Source organism: Pseudoalteromonas sp. JC3, from assembly GCF_030291895.1.
In the GTDB taxonomy this organism is placed as follows: Bacteria; Pseudomonadota; Gammaproteobacteria; order Enterobacterales; family Alteromonadaceae; genus Pseudoalteromonas.
Map to the genome: position 1 here is coordinate 3,891,718 of NZ_CP127855.1, position 15,921 is coordinate 3,907,638.

At 43.8% G+C, this 15,921-nt stretch carries 15 protein-coding genes; 3 read left to right on the plus strand and 12 right to left on the minus strand.

The window, feature by feature from the left end:
• Positions 1-25 precede the first annotated feature (25 nt).
• Positions 26-691, minus strand: a complete 666-nt coding sequence (locus QSH61_RS16945; RefSeq protein WP_102057628.1) for an HAD-IA family hydrolase — start codon at positions 689-691, stop codon at positions 26-28.
• Positions 691-1,362 carry a ribulose-phosphate 3-epimerase gene (gene rpe, locus QSH61_RS16950; RefSeq protein WP_010368892.1) on the minus strand — a complete coding sequence of 224 codons (672 nt, stop codon included), beginning with the start codon at positions 1,360-1,362 and terminating at the stop codon, positions 691-693. Before rpe ends, QSH61_RS16945 begins: the two co-directional genes overlap by 1 nt.
• A 137-nt stretch (positions 1,363-1,499) precedes the next feature.
• Between rpe and QSH61_RS16955 the strand changes: the two genes are divergently transcribed.
• Both QSH61_RS16955 and QSH61_RS16960 read left to right on the plus strand, forming a co-directional pair.
• The gene (locus tag QSH61_RS16955; RefSeq protein WP_010368894.1) at positions 1,500-1,802 is read left to right on the plus strand and encodes a hypothetical protein; all 303 of its coding nucleotides are present in this window, start codon (positions 1,500-1,502) and stop codon (positions 1,800-1,802) included.
• A gap of 38 nt (positions 1,803-1,840) precedes the next feature.
• Positions 1,841-2,035, plus strand: a complete 195-nt coding sequence (locus QSH61_RS16960; protein ID WP_010607066.1) for a DUF2970 domain-containing protein — start codon at positions 1,841-1,843, stop codon at positions 2,033-2,035.
• Between the two features lie 19 nt (positions 2,036-2,054).
• Here the strand turns inward: QSH61_RS16960 and QSH61_RS16965 are convergent, their stop codons facing one another.
• The 9 genes from QSH61_RS16965 to QSH61_RS17005 all read right to left on the minus strand — a co-directional run bounded on the left by QSH61_RS16965 (position 2,055) and on the right by QSH61_RS17005 (position 10,911).
• The gene (locus QSH61_RS16965) at positions 2,055-2,888 is read right to left on the minus strand and encodes a Dam family site-specific DNA-(adenine-N6)-methyltransferase (protein WP_010607065.1); all 834 of its coding nucleotides are present in this window, start codon (positions 2,886-2,888) and stop codon (positions 2,055-2,057) included.
• 47 nt (positions 2,889-2,935) lie between these two features.
• Positions 2,936-4,288: an SPOR domain-containing protein gene (locus QSH61_RS16970; RefSeq protein ID WP_174170536.1), complete on the minus strand. Its 1,353-nt coding sequence runs from the start codon at positions 4,286-4,288 to the stop codon at positions 2,936-2,938.
• The gene (gene aroB, locus QSH61_RS16975; RefSeq protein ID WP_010607063.1) at positions 4,289-5,359 is read right to left on the minus strand and encodes a 3-dehydroquinate synthase; all 1,071 of its coding nucleotides are present in this window, start codon (positions 5,357-5,359) and stop codon (positions 4,289-4,291) included. It abuts the gene before it with no gap.
• A gap of 26 nt (positions 5,360-5,385) precedes the next feature.
• Entirely contained in the window at positions 5,386-5,904 is a 519-nt protein-coding gene (gene aroK, locus QSH61_RS16980) for a shikimate kinase AroK (RefSeq protein ID WP_010607062.1), read from the minus strand.
• 150 nt (positions 5,905-6,054) lie between these two features.
• Positions 6,055-8,121 carry a type IV pilus secretin PilQ gene (locus QSH61_RS16985; RefSeq protein ID WP_206472681.1) on the minus strand — a complete coding sequence of 689 codons (2,067 nt, stop codon included), beginning with the start codon at positions 8,119-8,121 and terminating at the stop codon, positions 6,055-6,057.
• Positions 8,111-8,653, minus strand: a complete 543-nt coding sequence (locus tag QSH61_RS16990) for a pilus assembly protein PilP (RefSeq protein ID WP_010607060.1) — start codon at positions 8,651-8,653, stop codon at positions 8,111-8,113. The genes QSH61_RS16985 and QSH61_RS16990 overlap by 11 nt, the downstream gene beginning before the upstream one ends.
• The gene (locus QSH61_RS16995; protein ID WP_010607059.1) at positions 8,650-9,255 is read right to left on the minus strand and encodes a type IV pilus inner membrane component PilO; all 606 of its coding nucleotides are present in this window, start codon (positions 9,253-9,255) and stop codon (positions 8,650-8,652) included. Before QSH61_RS16995 ends, QSH61_RS16990 begins: the two co-directional genes overlap by 4 nt.
• 16 nt (positions 9,256-9,271) lie before the next feature.
• Positions 9,272-9,844, minus strand: coding sequence for a PilN domain-containing protein (locus QSH61_RS17000; protein WP_010607058.1), 573 nt, complete (start codon positions 9,842-9,844; stop codon positions 9,272-9,274).
• Positions 9,832-10,911: a pilus assembly protein PilM gene (locus QSH61_RS17005; protein WP_010368913.1), complete on the minus strand. Its 1,080-nt coding sequence runs from the start codon at positions 10,909-10,911 to the stop codon at positions 9,832-9,834. The genes QSH61_RS17000 and QSH61_RS17005 overlap by 13 nt, the downstream gene beginning before the upstream one ends.
• Before the next feature lie 129 nt (positions 10,912-11,040).
• On the opposite strand from QSH61_RS17005, the gene QSH61_RS17010 reads away from it, so the two are divergent.
• Positions 11,041-13,497: a penicillin-binding protein 1A gene (locus QSH61_RS17010; RefSeq protein WP_206472679.1), complete on the plus strand. Its 2,457-nt coding sequence runs from the start codon at positions 11,041-11,043 to the stop codon at positions 13,495-13,497.
• 75 nt (positions 13,498-13,572) lie between these two features.
• Here QSH61_RS17010 and metL read toward each other — a convergent pair whose 3' ends face one another.
• Positions 13,573-15,921 (minus strand): bifunctional aspartate kinase/homoserine dehydrogenase II, encoded by a 2,349-nt coding sequence (gene metL, locus QSH61_RS17015; RefSeq protein WP_206472677.1) that lies wholly within the window; start codon positions 15,919-15,921, stop codon positions 13,573-13,575.

Sequence of the window (15,921 nt, forward strand, 5' to 3'; positions counted from 1 at the left end):
GTCGTTCCTTTATTTCTTCATTGAATTAACGTTGATTGATAATGGGAATAATATCTAAGAATCCATCACAAAGGTACTGTGGATTGAACTCTTTCAAATCGAATCCCTGATTATACCCATAATTTAGCGCAATCACAGGTATCTTAGCGCCCTGAGCGGCCAAAATATCGCTTTTAGAGTCCCCAACCATAATAAGCTTATCCGCTGATATACCAAGACGCTCGGCAGCCAGCAATAGCGGAGCTGGTGACGGCTTTTTGTCAGTGTCATCACCACAGACGATACAATCAAAATGCGATGTGAGATTTAATTTATCCAGCAGTTTTAGCGTAAATGCACGATTTTTATTTGTCACGACGGCTTTTGGCACTGTGGCAAATGCAAATAGCCCTGTCTCAACATGCGGATACAAACCCGCATACTGACCAACTAATTCGTCATAATGCACTTTAAAACGCTCAATGGCGGTGTGCGCTAAACTTTCGGATAAGTCTTCGCTAACTTCATGGCTACCGCTTAGGCCTCTTTTTACTAACATATCGATGCCGTTACCTACCCATTCACGCACCAGAGCATGACTAACAATTGGGTGAGCAAGCTCAGACAGCGTTAAATTGAGCGCCATGTACATATCCTCGACGCTATCAACTAACGTGCCATCAAGGTCAAATAAAATACCCTCAAAACGCATTATTTTACCTTTGCTAATTCTTGACGCATGGCGTCTATTACCGCTTTGTAATCGGGTTGATTAAAGATAGCGGAACCCGCAACAAACATGTCTGCACCTGCCGCTGCAACCTCAGCAATGTTGTCCACCTTAATTCCCCCATCCACTTCAAGACGAATATCGCGACCGGAAGCGTCAATGCGTGCTCTCGCTTCTTTTAATTTCTCAAGTGTATGTGGGATAAAACTTTGGCCACCAAAGCCCGGATTTACTGACATCAAGAGGATTTGATCAATTTTATCCATCACATGATCAAGATAATGCAGCGGTGTGCCCGGATTAAATACCAAGCCAGCTTTACAACCTGACTCTTTAATCAGCGCAAGGCTTCTGTCTATATGCTCGCTGGCCTCTGGGTGAAATGTAATAATGCTCGCTCCGGCTTTAGCAAACTCGGGAATTAGACTATCTACAGGCTTTATCATCAAGTGTACGTCGATAGGAGCTGTAATTCCGTAATTTCTTAATGCGTCACAAATCATTGGACCAAAAGTTAAATTTGGCACATAGTGATTATCCATTACATCGAAATGAACCACGTCGGCACCTGCTGTCAGTACCTTTTCAACATCTTCGCCTAACCTCGCAAAATCTGCGGATAGAATGGATGGTGCAATTAAAAAATCAGACATACTTTTCCCCTAAACGTAAGACCGCGATACTGTACCGTAAATTGCCCAAAATGTCTGCGATTTAAGGCGCTTTATGATTGTGCAATAAACGAACATTGTGTATCATTATGTGATATCTAACTTCTGGGGATAGGGTTATGGTTTCTAGATATAAAGCACGGATTGCTCTGCTTGGGACGGTATTAGCCGTGTCGGCAGGGGTATTTTCTTTCGACAATGATGAAAGTCTTGCCGCAAATTACTCCGCATGCACTTGTAGCACTGGCAATTTAAGCAGTCGAATAAATGCAGTGGAATGTCAGCAAGAAGCGCACACCAGTTGGGCAGCGTGGTTGACTGGCGGTAGTTCGAGTGGCCAATTCCATTATTTGGATTTGCTTGAGTTATTACTTGGCTCTAAAGACAATCAAAGCAGTAGTAAAGTTTCATCTCCTTACTAATACCAGTTGAGCCAATCAACTGGTAAGAGGTAAACACTATGGCTTCTTCCAATAGTAAATTCGCATTAATTCAAAGTGTCTGTGCGGCAATGTTTGGTGTGCAGAGCGGTCAAAAACAAGCATATGACTTTAACAAAAAGCATTTTTGGCCGTTTGCTTTTGCGGGCATCGTTTTTGTCGCCGCTTTTGTCATTGGCTTAATTTGGTTTGTAAATGGTGTAGTTTTGGCTTAGTCCTTTATGCCGCGGCAAATTACGAACGGTGATATAGCGCCATTAGCTCGTCAACTTTATTCCGCCCATTACCCTTTGGGCTAATTGTACGTTTCACCTTTATCACATCTAGCTTCGCTTGATTGTAAATCTTTCGTGTCCACACCGTATCGTGATTGGAGATTAACACTGGCGTTTGCTTTTCAAAAGCCGCAGTTTCCGCAAGATTCGCCAGCTGTGCTTGATCGTCTAAGTTAAACCCACCTTTTGCATAGCTAGTAAATGACGCAGTTTTGCTCAAAGGTACATACGGAGGATCGCAATACACTACCGCATTCTTTGGCATGGTTTCAAATACTTGGCTGTAACTTTGACAGGTGAAAGTAGCCTGTTGAGCCTTTTCAGCAAACACATATAACTCGCGCTCTGGAAAGTAAGGCTTTTTGTATTTACCAAAAGGGACGTTAAAGATCCCCTTGAGGTTATAACGACATAAACCATTGTAGCCATGGCGGTTCATATATAGAAATAGAATCGCACGCTCATACACATCAATGCTTTCGTTAAACTGTTGTCGATACGCGTAATACGCATCTGGATGGTTATTCAGCTCGACGAATAGCCTTTTAGCGTCACTGATAAATTCATCAGGAATACGCTTCAACTCTTTATACAGGTTGATAAGATCAGCGTTAATGTCATTTAAGACATAATGCTTAAACTGAGTGTTAAGGAAAACAGATCCCGCTCCAACAAAAGGTTCTACTAGCGTGTCGGCTTCATTACTTGCTGCTTGTAGGCGCTTAGAAATATCTTCTACTAAGCTGTATTTTCCGCCTGCCCATTTTAAGAAGGCTCTAGTCTTTTGTTGCATGCTCGTTCTATGTCGTGAGTGGTTGCGCGATTTTACACTAAATGTGGCTAATTACCGAGAGACTGAGTAATTTCTTGTTTAATTTTACTCATTCTCTTAAAAAATGGCTGACCTTTTTGTAGCGCTTCTGGCAATACTGCCTTTGCTTGCTTCGCTGATGCCAAACTCTGGTAAGCATCAGTAGTAACTACAAACCAAGTTCGGCCATTTCTTAAAACAGTAAACTGCTGTGTCACTACCTCGTTATGCTCCGCCATAAACCCAGCTGCAATCTCACTTTCTGTCACTGCAAGTAACTGGATCACCCATTCACCATCTGAGCGACTGAGATACCAAGGGTTTCCCGTCAATAGTTCAGGCTCCGCGTGCTGAAGCTCTGTTACTGGCGATAAAGTGGCAGGAGTACTATCAACATCGGCTTTTTCAGGTGTAACCGCTTGCTCTGATAGTGCGTTATTGTTGTTTGTCGTATCTTCTTTTGTTTCGGTTAGTGCAGATAAAATACTGCCAACAGGCGCAGTTTCGACTTGCGTTGGCGCTTCGGTTGGCAACTCTGGTTGCACATCGTTTTCAATTTCAACTTTGGTATTTGGCGCCTCAAATACCTCTTGCGCATCAATAGCGGTGGCTACTGTTTCTTCATCACCTTGAGTCGGTGTCCAGTATCGTTTTAATTCTTGCTTATACACTAAAGCAACCATCAACGCTGTTAATACCAAACAAAGCGCAATGACATACCATTGCCATTGTGATTTGCTACCTACTTTGGAGCTTTGTTCGCGTAAATTTAGACTCTGCTGCTGTGGCTGCCAAGAAAGTAAAACACTCGGATTACCTCGAGCTTCAGCAACAAACGTATTAAAAATAGGATCTTCGTCAGGCGGTAAGTCTTTGTAAAACATGCTCATCAAGCGCTTACTCTCGAGCACGGATAAAGGCTCGATATGAATATCCAGACTTTCAGGGATCAGCTGAGGCTGCTGCGCCGTAGCGAGTATGTAAATTGTTTCGCGAGAAGATTTTGCGAGCTTTTGTAGTTGTTCCGCAAGCTCTTGGGTTAAATGCCTGACGTTGTCTAACACCCATAAACATGGCCCACAAGCTTGTTCATCATGGAGCAACATGAAGTTTTCACTTAGAGATAACTTCTGATCAATGAGAGGACTGCGAAAGCTATGCTCAAGCAGCTGCCGTACCACATCAAACTCTTGAGTATTGGCAGTCAGCTTTACAAACGCTTTGTTAAAGTCTGGGTATTTATCAGTAAGAAACGATTCCGCAAGGTAGCTTTTACCAAGACCTGAAGAGCCAACTAAGGTTATCAGGTTTTGGCCATAGTCGAATTGCATAGCAATTCTATCTACCAATGCAGCTCTGCTTGGTAAAATTTGCGACTGCATTTAACGACCTATTAGAGTTACCACGGTTTCATCGCTAACATCATCCACTAGCGCACATTGGCCTAGTTGCGTAGGAAGAATAAAGCGAATTTTGCCTTGTTTGTTCTTTTTGTCTTTGCGCATATGTTGTAAAAACTGCGCTGCGGTCATCTCGCTTGGCGCTTCTGTCGGTAATTGATAAAGCGCAATAACACGACGGATCTTTTCAACATCAGTAGTACTAAGCGCGCCGCGCTGACAAGCCAAATTTGCAGCTATCATCATACCGGCAGCAACGGCTTCACCATGCAACCAATTACCATAGCCCATTTGCGCTTCAATCGCATGGCCAAAGGTGTGACCCAGATTAAGTAATGCACGCAATCCCGCTTCGGTTTCGTCTTTGGCGACGATCTCGGCTTTTATCGCACAACACTTATAAATAACTTGTTGAAGGCTTTCAGCATCTAGTGCGCTGAGCTGAGGATGCTGATCCGTTAATGTATCAAGAAAAGATGCGTCATAGATCAACGCATATTTAATGACTTCAGCCATACCCGCAGCAAACTCTCTTGCAGGCAATGTACTTAAGGTCTTGGTGTCGATAAAAACCGCTTTTGGCTGATAGAAAGCACCAATCATGTTTTTACCTAGCGGATGATTTACCGCTGTTTTACCACCAACCGATGAATCTACTTGTGACAGCAAAGTCGTAGGGATTTGAATAAACGGAACACCACGCTGGTAGCATGCCGCAACAAAACCAGTCAAATCGCCAACCACACCGCCACCGAGGGCAATCAAACACGTATCACGACCACAATTATGCTCGAGCAAAAAGGCAGAGATCTTTTCAAACCATTCTAGCGATTTGTATTGTTCACCATCAGGAATAACAAAATGTAGCGGTTTTTGAGCATCAAATATTGCTAACAGACTATCTAAATATAGAGGTGCAATGGTGGTGTTGGTGATGATAACAGGACGACTTTGCCCAACGTACTGCTTAAGTCGTCCTTCATCTGATAAGAGATGTTCACCGATGAAGATGGGATAGCTCCGCTCGTTTAAATCAACCTTTAATTCAAGCATGGCGTCCCTCCTACGGTGTTGTTATATTAGAAATCTAATTTTTCAATAATTTGGTTTGCAACTACTTTAGCGCTTTGCTCATCCGTGCGAACAACGTGATCTGCCACTTCTCTATATAGTGGTTCACGCTCATCAGCTAAGCGCTCTAGTACGTCACGTGAGTCTTCACTGGTTTGTAGTAATGGACGACGCTTATCACGCTGAGTACGAGCTACCTGTTTTTCGATCGGCGTTTCTAGGTAGACAACAATACCGCGCGCAGACAACTTGTTGCGCACTTCTTTGCTGATCACAGAGCCACCACCTGTCGCTAACACAATGCCTTGCATTTCTGTTAGGTCAGAGATGACGCTTTCTTCACGCTTGCGGAACCCCTCTTCGCCCTCGATATCGAACACCCAAGAAATATCGGCACCTGTGCGGCGCTCAATTTCCTGATCCGAATCGAAAAATTCAAGGTGTAATTGATCTGCAATGTGACGACCAATCGTGCTTTTACCAGCCCCCATCGGGCCTACTAGAAATATATTACGTTTCTCAGCCATATCTTTTTAGTACAAACGAACTCTAAAATTTGAAATAAAACCCCGCCTAACGACCTGGCCCCAAAATTAAGGAGGGGATTATCTCAGTAATCCGTGAACAATTTCAAGTCAAACCACGCAAAAAGCGCAATACTTTTACTGTCAACGGGCCTATAAACTGTCTTGAATGATCTTAGGCGTCACAAATATCAGCAATTCTCGCTTTTCATTAATATCACGAGAGTTCTTAAACAATAGACCTAAATATGGGATATCGCCCAAAATTGGGATCTTACTTACTGCCGTTTTCACTTCTTGCTGATAGATACCACCCAGTACGATAGTTTGACCATTTTCGACCAGTACTTGTGTTTGGATCTCTTGGGTATTGATTGCCGTCGCCGGGCCATTTGGCGTTTGCACGGTATCACCTTTAGTGTCTTGTGTAATCACTAAGTCGAGAATTATTTTATTATCAGGTGTGATTTGCGGTGTCACCTCCAAGCTTAAAACCGCTTTTTTGAAGCTCACCGTCGTTGCACCACTTGATGATGCCTCTACGTAAGGAATCTCTGTACCTTGCTCGATACGCGCCTTTTTCTGGTTAGCTGTCGTGATGCTTGGCGTCGCGATTATCTCACCTTTATTTTCTTGCTCCAGTGCAGACAACTCAAGATCTATCAAAGTGCCATCAGCTAATTTCGCAATGTGCATACCAATACTGCCAGCAGGGACTCCTTTTACGCCTAAATTAACGTTTAAGCGGTTTTCCAAAGACGGAATATTGCCATTGGATAGCGCATTCGCACCGTCTAGCGTACCAGAGATGGCATCACTGCCTTGCTGATCGCTAAAGCCCCAGCGGACACCTAAGTCTTCTTGTACTGTGTCATCTACAGTAACCATGCGTGACTCTATACGCACCTGTTTTACCGGCACATCTAAGGTTTCAACCATCCGACGTACACTTTCAATACTGCGTGAGGTGTCTTTAATTAATAAAGTATTGGTACGTTTATCAACCGATACACTACCACGATGACTAATAATAGAGTTGATATCGGTTTTGAGTAAGTCAGCAAACTCTTCCGCTTTCGCGTAATTAAGTTGAATATACTCGCTATATAATGGTTCCAGCTCTTCTACTTGCTGACGCGCTTGTAATTCCTTGGCTTCTCTAGCAGCGAGCTCTTCAGATGGCGCGACCATCAAAATAGAGCCATCCATACGCTTATCTAGCCCTTTCACACGTAACACAACATCAAGCGCTTGATCCCAAGGTACACCATCTAAACGCAAGGTTATATTGCCAGATACGGTGTCACTCGTTACTAGGTTAAAGTTGTTTGTATCGGCGATGATCTGTAGTACGGAGCGAATTGGAATATCCTGAAAATTCAACGTGATCGGCTGACCTCTATATTCTTTTTTATCGCCAAAGGTTTTATTACCTTCGTCTTTTTCAACTGATAAGGTAAAGATGTTATCAAGCTGTTGATAGGTAAACTTGAATGCCGCATTTGGCTCAATCACAATGCGGCTTTTATTGTCTTCTTTAAAGGTTTCTATGCGAGATACCACAGTGCCAAAATCTAACACATCGAGTTCGTATAGCAGGTCTTCTGCAATATCGATATGGTGGAAGTCCGCAATGATTTTACCACCGCGCTCTTGTACATCGATGGCCGCTTGGTTGTGCTCAAGAAACGCAAGTACTTTAGCTTCACCTTTCTCACCGCGACGAAAATCGATAGCTTGAATTTGGTTGATAAACGCAGTGACTTTTTGACTTTGATCTTGTTCAGAGACAATCGGTTTATTAGACACTTCCACTATCACAAGGTTATTCTTAACCTCGGTTTTATATAGCTTCAGCTCATCCATGTTGATGGAAACGGCAAAACCACCATCTCTGAGTTCACTGGTAATGCCTTGAATACCAGCTTTATCAATACTCAGAGCTTTTAAGCTTTCTTCAAACTCAGCCTGCTGGAAAAACAATTCAATACTGGTGCTTTCGCCGACAACACGAACTTGTGGCTCTGTATTGAGTTTTTCATCAAACACCAGTTGTAGCTGAGTTTCCCCTGTCGGAACGGGGTTATAGCGAATGTCATACAACATAGGAATGGCATGCGTAATTGACGAAAGGCCAACTAAGGCAACACCGAGCACAGAACGCCATAATGTTCGAGTGCTTTTAATGGTTGATTTTATAACGTTATTGTTAGTATTCACTCGTGCCACCTTGTTCCGCTTCTAACATTTCCACTTTTGTTAGCCTTTCTTTCCAACATCCCGTTCCATCTGGGATCAATTCTAATAATTCTAAATGATCGGCATGTACACTCAGCACTTTGCCATGATACAGGCCCATATATTCACCACGCTTTACACGATACAAGCCTTGCGTCGCCGCTTCGATTAGCGCCCAACGACCATCAGACTTGGCAATAATGCCTTTCATACGTAGATTATCCAACGGAAATTTCTCCAATGGATAGCGATCTCTATCTGGATCTGGATGTAAACAGTTTTTAATTTGAACTAGTTTATTTTCAATCACTTCAGGCTGGGGCGCAACAAAAGGGCTACGCAATTCTGAAGCGCTATACTTAAATGGCTCATAATTTTGCATTTCAGGTATAGGCTCGATTTTTGGTGTTGAGCTTGCTTTTACCTGATCAATAAATTCTTTTTGTTCTGCAGTACTATCATTACAACCCGAGATGAACATCAACGAGGTCACGCAGAGCATCAGTCGGATCATTTCTGACCTCCTTGCTCATAACGATAAGTTTTTGCCACAACACTAAATACCAGCTCGCCATTTCCTGCATTTTCGATTCTAAAATCATGTAGGCTGACTATACGAGGTAATTCAGATACCTTACTCACAAACTGACCAAATTCATGATACTTACCTATCACTTCTAGCTTAATCGGCAATTCGGTATAAAACTCTTTACGTACCTCTGGCATCCAGCCAATTTTTAGGAAGGTTAATCCGCTTGAGGTACCAACGTAAGTCAGATCATCAAGTAGTCCAGGCGTTTCGTTGGAGCTTGGCAGTCGTCTCAACAGCTCAGTGAATTGCGCTTCCATATCAATCATTTGCTGTTTATATAGCTCTAGATTGTTTGCTCTTGCGTATTTAATCCGGTAGCTCGTTCTCAGCTCTTGCTCTTTTTTAACCGCTTGGTCGTAGCGGTCAATGGAACTTGAGACCATCAGGTTATAACCCAATACCATCATTAGTAAAACCACCAGAACGGAGCATAAAACTTTTACAGGAAATGGCCAATGACCAATATTATCGAGCTCCAGCTCATTCCAATCTATTTCTTTTAAACTGTTTAAGTCAAAATTCATGCACTGTGCCTCCGCCCTATTTCGCTTTATCGGCTAAGTGGATGTCGTCATGAGACTTAATATAAAAGTGCATCGTAAAATCACTCAGTAATTTTGAACTTTGCTCACCGGCTACTATGCCTTGGATCACCGGCCGCTCTATTAAATATGATGATTCAACTTGTCGTAGCATTTGCGATAAGCGGTTGTTTGATTCACTCCGACCAATGACTTTTATCATATTGTCTTGCCGCTCAAGACTGGTGAGATAAACCCCAGCCGGAACCACTCGCGCTATTTCATCGATAATTTGCGTGCCGAGACTGCGGTTGAGTTGCAACTCCTCAATAAGCCGAATACGGCGCTGTAAATTTTCTTTTTGCTTATTCAGGTCGTTAATCGCAACTATCCGTGAATCTAGTTGAGTGATCTCGCTTTCGAGATAGCGGTTTTTAATTTCTTGCCCGGTTTTTAAGCCGTCATAGAAGCTGCCAAGCATGTACATTAACAACAGACAAGCCGCGATGATCACCGCAATGATAGTCAGAAAGATTTGTTGCGACGCTTGCCTTTGCTGCTCGCGCCAAGGAAGCAAATTTATATGTGGCATGATGAGAAGCTCCTTAATGCCAAGCCTGTCGCTAAGGCGAATTGCGCTTTATGCTTTTGCAGCACATGCCTATCTACTTTTGGTGCAATCTCCATATCAGTAAACGGGTCTGCCACTATTGTGTGGATCCCAAGCTCATCAATGAGCAGTTTATCTAAGCCATCCACTAAAGCCGTTCCACCCGTCAACACGATGTAATCGATATGATCTTTACCACTGGTCGTCATAAACATTTGCACTGCTCGACGAATTTGCTGCAGCATAGAAGTTTGGAAAGGAGCCAAGACTTCAAAGGTATAGTTTGGAGGTAAATCCCCCGTCGTTTTCGCCAGTTCTGCTTCATCGTAGGTTTTGTTGTAATAAGCAACAATGCTGTTGGTATATTGCTCACCACCAAACACTTGGTCACGAGTGTAAATCGTTTTCCCAGATTGAATAACGCTAATCAGCGTAAGCACTGCGCCAATATCTATCATTGCTACGATTTTATCAAAGGCATCATTTGGCAGTTCAGGGTAAATGACATCCATGGCTCTACTTAGTGCGTAGTTTTCTACATCAACAACTTTCGCTTTGAAACCCGCTTCTTCCAATGCGCCAACCCGTGCTTGCACGCTTTCGGTACGAGCCGCAGAGAGCAGCACATTCATTTTTGACGGATCGGCTTCGTTTACTCCAATTTTTTCAAAATCTAGACTAACTTCATCTAACGGGTAAGGGATCAGGCTATCTGCTTCTATTGCTATCTGAGACTCGAGTTCAGCATCAGTTAATGACACATCCATAAAGATCACTTTTGTAATCACGGTCTGACCGGATACGGCAACTGCTGCATATTGCGTGAGCTTTGGAATGCGCCGCTTCATTTTAGTTATCGCGTTGCCGATCGCTTCAATGTCTTGAATGGCCCTTTCATTTACTGCTCCTTTCGGAATAGGTTCAATCGCAACGGCTTCTACTCGGTAGCTGGAACTTGTCTTCGACAGCAACACCGCTTTGACACAATGGGAGCCGATATCGATCCCTATCATCAGAGGTGCTTGTTTTTTTAGTAGTTGGCTCAGCATGTGAAGCGCCCGTTTCCTTTTAAGACTGTGTACCATAAAAATTTAGCACACAAAAATATTAATCGTTTTTTAATCAAGATATACTAGCAGTGTCTACCTGTAATTGGGAGTCTAACTAGGGATAATTCCGTGAAATTATTGAAAAGATTTTTACAATTCGTTTTTGTTTGTACCCTTTTAGGCGTGTTGACACTTATCAGTCTTTATTATTATGTCAAATCTGACATACCAAGTGTAGAGGTTTTGAAAGATGTTCAACTACAAACACCCATGCAAGTCTTTACACGAGACGGAAAACTCATCAATCAATTTGGTGAAAAGCGCAGGATCCCTGTACGTTTGCAGGATGTTCCACTCCCCATGCGAAAGGCATTCTTAGCGACAGAAGATAACCGCTTTTACGATCATTTCGGTATTGATCCGATAGGTATCGTCCGCTCCGCTATAGTACTTATCACCACAGGGCAAAAAAAGCAGGGAGCCAGTACGCTCACCATGCAACTTGCCAGAAACTTCTTCTTAACAAGAGAGAAAGCCTATATTCGTAAAGTGAAAGAAATCTTTATTGCGTTGCATATTGAGCAACTATTAACGAAAGATGAAATTTTTGAGCTTTACTTAAACAAAATTGAACTGGGCAATCGCGCCTTTGGTATCGGTGCTGCAGCGCAAGTCTACTACGGTCGCTCACTATCAGAATTAACTTTAGCAGAAATGGCAATGATTGCAGGCCTGCCAAAAGCGCCTTCTGCGTTAAATCCAATTCGTAACCCAGAGCGCGCGCAATTGCGCCGGAATGTTGTGCTCGGACGAATGCTTGCTGAAAAGTATATTACTCGAGCAGAATATGATGAGGCAACACAAGCTCCTATCACGGCTAAATTCCATGGCGCCGAAATCGAGCTTTATGCACCTTACATCTCTGAAATGGTTCGCGCCTATATGGTCGAACGCTACGGTACTGATAAAGCTTATAACTCAGGCATGAAAGTTTACACCAGTGTGGAATCAGACATGCAACAGGCTGCTCAGCATGCATTAGTTGATAATTTACATGCCTACGATATGCGTCACGGCTTTAGAGGCGCAGAAGAAACCTATTGGCATGCTGAAACGGAATCGCCGCTAAGCCATGAAGGCATTATTACTCGCCTTAAAAAGGTCAATGAAATTGGGCCGTTAAAAGCAGCTGTGGTGCTAAGCATTGCAGAGAAAACGGCCGACCTGCTCTTAAAAACCGGTGAGCAAATTACATTGGAATGGTCAGGCTTAAGTTGGGCCAGACAATACATCAGTGAAACGCGTCAAAGCCTACCACCAAAAACAACCGCAGATATCCTCGCGCCGGGCATGCAAGTGTTTGTACGCAAACAAGACGACGGCTGGATGTTAAGTCAATTGCCGCAGGCATCCAGTGCCCTCGTCTCACTTGACCCGCAGGATGGGCGTGTAAAGGCGATTGTGGGCGGCTACAGCTTTGAGCTTAGCCAATACAATCGTGCTACCCAAGCTAAGCGCCAGGTGGGTTCAAACATCAAACCCTTTATTTATTCATCCGCATTAGAAAATGGCTATACCCTAGCCACCATTCTTAATGATGCCCCGATTAATCATTGGGACAGAAGCGTTGGCGTGGCTTGGCGTCCGAAGAATAGCCCTGAAGTGTATAACGGCCCAATCCGTATTCGCCGAGCGCTTGCACAATCGAAAAACGTGGTATCTGTTCGTTTGATCAAAGGCGTTGGCATAAATAAGGCTGCTGATCATTTGCTTAAATTTGGTTTTCAAGACGCAGATATTAATCGCAGCGAGTCATTGGCGCTTGGTAGTGCTGCACTGACTCCTATTGAAATGGCGCGCGGCATGGCCACTTTTGCCAACGGCGGTCACCTCATTGAGCCGTATTTTATCGATAAAATTACCGACTCATTCGGCACTGAGCTGGGTTCTGCAGAGCCGCTATTGGTCTGCGACGAACAGCAGATGGAAGAACAACCTGAGCGCTGTGCACCGCAAGTGATTTCGGAGCAAAACGCATTTCTGATTGCTGATGCGCTTCACAGTGCTATCTGGGGTGGTGGTAGTTGGAAACACGATACGGGCTGGAGCGGCACAGGCTGGCGTGGTCAATGGTTAAAACGTCGTGACCTTGCTGGAAAAACGGGTACCACCAATGACTCAGTAGATACTTGGTTTACGGGCTTTAACCGTAATGTCCTCACCACAGTCTGGGTTGGCTTTGACGATGCGAGTAAATCCTTGGGTCGTGCGGCCTACAACGCTAACCTTGGTAATAATCAACTTGTTGGCGCAGAAGCCGGAGCGATTTCAGCACAACCTGCTTGGATAGACTTTATGCGTGAGGCGCTTAAAGACGAGCCTTTGGCTCCGATAGAGCCGCCTCCAGGGCTTATTTCAACTCGGATTGACTTAAAGACAGGGCTTTTGTCTCGCAAGAACGATTACACATCTCGGTTTGAATATTTCGAGCAAGGTACAGCCCCAACCAAGTACGTATTGGATACGGATAGCAGCACACCGTTTGACGATACCGCGCCGCTACCGACTCACGAAGAGTTATTCTAAAATAGAAATGCCGATACAGATGTATCGGCATTTTTGTCTTATACCAGTTGTATTATATCTATTTTCTTAAAAGAGTTATTTTAGATTTTGCGTCAGCCAGAATAAATCGGAATGTATTCCCGCTGCTGTCACTTCTTTACCTGCCCCCGGGCCTTGGATCACCAGCGGATTTTGTTCATACCATTTAGTGTGGATCACAAAAATATTATCACCCGGTGTTAAATTCGCGATTGCCGAGCCATTTGGTACCTGTGCAATGCCTACTTTTGCAGACACTTTGCCATTGCTTGCAATTTCAAGCGCACCAGTATAACGAAGCGCAGCGTCATTCGCTGTGGCCTTTGCATAGTGTGTCGCATAAAAGTCATCGAGTTGCTGGCGATTTTCTAAAAACGTTTGCCATGAACCCACACTCAAGGACTCTGGCATTAACGCCTCTAATTCAATATCGTCAAGCTCAAGCTCAATGCCTAACTCTCGTGCTAAGATCAAAAGCTTACGCTGCATATCTCGGCCAGATAGATCTTCGCGCGGATCGGGCTCGGTAAAACCAAGTTCTTGCGCCCCAAGCACTAGCTCAGAAAATGCTTCAGAACCATCATAGCGACTACAAAGCCAAGATAAAGTGCCGGAAAAGACGCCTTCAATTCTCACCACTTCATCGCCACTATTTTGCAGATCAGCCAATGCAAAGTTAATGGGAAGACCTGCGCCAACACTGGTATTGTAACGCCATAATAGGTTACGATCTTGTAACTGCTGACGCAGCTTTGAGTACCAACCTTGTTGTGCCGTGCCGGCATATTTATTAGCGCTGATCAAATGGCAGTCATGTTCAACAAACTGTGGATACAACTCGCTGAAACGCTCGCTCGCAGTAATATCGACCACCACTTTATGCTCGTAATCTAGCTCTTTAATACGAGTGAATAGCTCTGCTTCATTGTATTCGATGGCCTCATTTTGCCATTGCTGTTGCCACGATGCTAAATTCAACCCGCTTGGACAGAACAACATTTGCTTAGAACGCAGTAAGCCAACCAACTTAAGATCAAAGTGCTCACTCAGCTTAGCGACTTGGTTTTTGCATTGTTCGATAAACACTTCACCCACATTGCCAACACCAGCTACAATCACAGCAAGCTCTCTGCCTTTATTGACCAAACGTTCGTGCAATATAGCAAGTAGATCGCTATCAATTGCTTGATCGGTTAACACTAAGCTGTAATGGCGCTCTTGCAGCACAAAACGGGTGACAATCGCATGTTCATCCAATAATTCCAGAGCTTGCTGATGTAAGCCAGCAACATCCTGACTTGGGGCAACAATAGCAAAGCCTTGTACTTGCGACTCAATAATATTGGCTCGCGAATCCAGCGCTTTAATCACAACATGGCTAAACTCAGATGGCACCAGTAAGTGTGCCTCTCCACCTTTAACAAAATGATGAATGCTATGCTGAATAAGCTGGCTTAGCTGTTTCACTTCACCACTTTTTAGCTGCTCAACGCGTAACAGGTCAAGTTGTCCAAAAGTGGTAATAAAGCGCTTCTCTTTGCTATAGCCTGCCTTTACTATCTCAGTGCCAAGTGCATCGGCGTCAAAGCTGCTGCGAACTTGCAGTTTTATATCAGTATCTTTAAGTGGAGACAGCGTTTTTGCATGTAGTACTGGATTACCTAATCGTGCGAGTAATTCAGCTTGGCCACGACATACCTTTGTGTATTTTATGGCATTGGCGACTTTACGTGGATCAGTGCTGAATACACCCGTTGTATCCGTCCAAATTGATACTTGAGCCGCATCAAGATAACTTGCCAACAAAGTCGCGCTATAGTCACTGCCATTTCGGCCTAAAGTCACCGTTTCACCTTGTGCATTTGCGGCAATAAAACCGGTAACGATATAGATAGCGTGATCATCAATTGCGCGATAGCACGCTTCTTTGTTATGGGCGTGTAGTAACACCCCCTCTTGTTGTACAAATAACGTACGAGCGTCGATAGCTTTGGCTTCGATACCTTGAGAACTTAGGTAGTTTGCTAATATACGAGCCGACCATAGCTCTCCATGTGCAAGTAAACTCGCGTAGTGAAGATGCTGTTCTTCTCGTCCTGAAGCGATTGCTTGCAGCTCATTGACAAGCTGTTTGAGTAACACACTGTGTTGTTCACCTACAAACAGGGCATCAATTAATTCACGTTGATGATTTTCAACTTGTAATAAAACATCGTTGAATGCGCGAACATCTTGCTGCTCAAAGCTTTGCCATAACTTCACTAGGGTATTCGTTGTTTTTCCTGCAGCAGAAACCACAACACTGTCACCTAGTTGACATTGCTCTAACACTATCTTGGCAACCGCCTGATAACGCTCTGGCGAGCTTAAACTCGAACCACCAAACTTATGTACTACTTTTGCCAT